The sequence below is a fragment of the Microcystis sp. LE19-41.2A genome (assembly GCF_027530405.1).
Lineage (GTDB): Bacteria > Cyanobacteriota > Cyanobacteriia > Cyanobacteriales > Microcystaceae > Microcystis > Microcystis aeruginosa.
In genome coordinates this window covers 1-3387 of record NZ_JAPZQJ010000619.1, presented here as the reverse complement: position 1 = coordinate 3387, position 3387 = coordinate 1, and the positions used below count along the sequence as shown (strand labels likewise).

The window sequence follows — 3387 nt, the reverse complement described above, 5'->3', positions numbered from 1 at the left end:
TGTAATTCTTGGGCTGCCCATTTCTCCATTTTTTTGCTTACCTCCACCTTAATTCCTTCTTTCAAAACTATACCTATCAATCGTTTCCCCTTTTTTTAAGTTTCTTCTCTTTTTGTTAAGAAAGATCCGACTAATGGATAGATTAAGGGGGGCAGGGGGGATCGAACCTAAAATCCATTTTTAATTTAATTATAACCAGCTACTTATGGTTTCAAGGGAATTGTCTAGGTAATTAGCTGAAGCCATCAGCCTGCGGCTATATCCAAGCGATAATAACTAGAAAAATGGAAAAACTGATAACTGATAACTGATAACTGATAGATTAAATCACCGTCCCGTCGGGAATAGTGGCATTTTTGAAAATAACCACGATGCCGCTGCGAACATAGAAACCTAAATCTTCGCGATTAGCTTCTTCCACACGATCCTTGTTAACAATTAAAACATTGGCACCAATGCGAGCATTTTTGTCCACAATTGCCCGACGAATAGTGGAACCGGGGCCGATACCCATGGGAACTTTGCCATCTCGGACGAGACTTTCCCGTTCGGGGAAAGACTCATAAAAGTCCGCTCCCATCAGCATTGTATCCTCGATCGTGCAGTCTTTGCCGACTCGACTACGAATACCTAAAATCGAGTGATGGATGCGACATTCTTTGAGAATACAACCTTCAGAAATCATCGATTCTGTCACCGTACAATTGAGCATTTTTGTGGGTGGCAGATAGCGAGAACGGGTATAGATGGGGGCTTTTTCATCGTAGAAACTAAAGGCGGGATTTGGTTGTTGGGTCAAGGCGAGATTAGACTCATAAAAGGCTTCAATCGTCCCGATATCTTCCCAGTAACCCTTAAATAAATAAGCCTGAAGATTGTAGTCTTTAGCCGCCGAGGGAATAATTTCCTTACCGAAATCGGTCTGTTCTTTATTGGCATCGAGCAGATCGATTAAAACATTCTTTTTAAAGACATAAATTCCCATGGAAGCGATGTAGGGACTTTGACGGGCCTGGTCGGGACTTAAGCCTAAAATCGTCGTATCTACCCGCATTCTTTCCAATTCTGCCCCTTTGGGTTTCTCATAAAAATCGACAATTCGCCCCGAATCATTAATTTTCATCACCCCAAAAGCGGAGGCGCGACGTTCATCGATGGGAACTACCGATAAAGTGATATCGGCGTTGGTTTCCCGATGGCGTTCGATGAACTTGCTGTAGTCCATGCGATAGAGATGATCTCCCGAGAGAATTAGATATTCATCGATATCCCAATCCTTCATCGTCCAGATGTATTGTCGTACCGCGTCGGCCGTGCCTTGGAACCATTGAGGATTTTCCATGGTTTGTTGAGCGGCCAAAACTTCCACGAAACCATCACTAAAACCCGTAAAATTATAGGTACGATTGAGGTGACGATTGAGGGAAGCGGAATTAAATTGCGTCAACACATAGATTTTGTCAATCTGGGAGTTAATACAATTGCTGACGGGAATATCGATTAAGCGATATTTTCCCGCTAGGGGGACGGCAGGTTTTGCCCGCAGTTTCGTTAACGGATAAAGGCGAGTTCCAGCCCCGCCACCTAAGATAATAGCTAATACTTTTTTCACGCGCGTAACCCTCGCGATTGGCTGTTTCCTTCTCAAAGTAAGTGTAGGATGATAGCGCACCTTATTGATAGAGGGGAAACAAAAATCTAGATCTAAAAGTCATCAAGAGGGAATTGATCGGAGTCTTTGCGGATAAATTCGCTAAAATCATGAATTTTTGGGCTAAATCATTAATATTCACCTTTTTTCTCCCTTTACCGTACCTAATGCCCGCCACGGTGACAGGCGATCGCTGTTCTTGGTTAGCCCAAGGTTCCGATGTACAGACTTTCGGTAAACAGGGCCAAAGCGGAAAAGCTGGCAAGGTCGGCGGCCAAGGCAAAAATAGTGACAGTTTAACCCTTTTTCTCGATGGTTCTCCCCTAAAACTCGATATTTCAGGACAAAAAGGGGTCGATGGTGAAAATGGCAGCAATGGCAGCGATGGCAACTGTAGCGGTCAACCAGGCAACGTAACACGAAATCTCCAGGCGGCCGGTGGTGGTAACGGTGGCAATGGGGGTGATGGGGGTGATGGGGGCAATGGCGGCGCTTTAACCCTCTATGCCACTAATTTAGATTTTTTAAGACAAGTAACGGTCAATGCGGCCGGAGGCGCTGGGGGTTTTGGGGGTCAGGGAGGACAGGGGGGCAAGGGTTGTCGCTGTTCCCAACCCTTCTGGACAATTCAAACCTGCAGCGGTAGGCCGGGTGATGCCAATTATAGCTGTACCACCAGAGAATTTAGCTGTCAGGATGGTCTCGATGGGGCGACGGGTAATAGTGGTCGTAACGGTCGCGAGGGTCGTTTAGGACAGTTAACTTTAATTCAAATCGATCGCCCTTTAACTGCCGATCAACCGAGCGCAACTGTTCCCCTGTCGGAGTTAAAAGAACGGGGTTATATTCTCTCTAAAAATAGTTGGGAAACTCGCACTGGGGCAGTGTCTTTATTTTCCCCCGGTTCCCTGATCGATGATCAATATCGGATTTTATTAGATCGATCGGAACGTTCTTTTATTTTAATTTGGAATGCGCCCCAAGAGTTTAACCGGTTTGCTAATCAGCGTTTTACTTTAACCCTCGATGATCAAAAGGAAATGAAGGTAACTGTCCCCAGTGAACTCTGGATCGAGGGAACCACTCAAAAACGCAATAATGTTACGGAATTTGTCGTTTATAATGCTGTTTTTGAACGAGATGTCACCCAATTAGAAGCAAAAGGTATTACAGGAAATGGTACTGATTTAAGGCTTTTTCTCGAAGATAAAGCTTCCCAATCGAATTTAATCGGCACTAAATTTAAAGTGCGTTATCGCATCACCCGTTGGCAAGCAGACGACCTGCAAACCAGTCCGAGAACCGATTTTGTCACTCGCTATGAAGGAGATATGCCCGCTAATTTAGTCCGACAGGACGGCAATCAATTTATTCTGGATATCGGTCAATTACCCTTACCTGTGGAATCTTTGCGATCGGGTACTGGGGTAGAAATCGAGTTACTTGCTACTCGTTCTTTTGCTGGTTATTCCAAAGAACAAAAAATCGTCATCCGCGACACGATTAAAGGATCAAATATCCTGCGGAGATAAGTCAAAAAAGTCCCCTTCTCCTTTCTCCGGTGCAGTGTTAACCAGTAATTTAGATAGTCAACTTAAGTAGCTGGTTATAATTAAATTAAAAATAGATTTTAGGTTCGATCCCCCCTTAGTCCTAGGGTTGATTCATAGTAGGGTTGATTCATGAATCAACCCTACCCTTAGTCCCCCCTTGATAAGGGTGGTGTCTGATAATTT

2 protein-coding genes are annotated in these 3387 nt (G+C 44.4%); one reads left to right on the top strand and one right to left on the bottom strand.

The features are described from left to right. Positions 1-322 precede the first annotated feature (322 nt). Positions 323-1612 carry a glucose-1-phosphate adenylyltransferase gene (locus tag O9290_RS25510; RefSeq protein WP_002761951.1) on the bottom strand — a complete coding sequence of 430 codons (1290 nt, stop codon included), beginning with the start codon at positions 1610-1612 and terminating at the stop codon, positions 323-325. Between the two features lie 206 nt (positions 1613-1818). On the opposite strand from O9290_RS25510, the gene O9290_RS25505 reads away from it, so the two are divergent. Next, positions 1819-3183, top strand: a complete 1365-nt coding sequence (locus tag O9290_RS25505) for a collagen-like protein (RefSeq protein ID WP_288059934.1) — start codon at positions 1819-1821, stop codon at positions 3181-3183. The last annotated feature ends 204 nt before the right edge of the window (positions 3184-3387 follow it).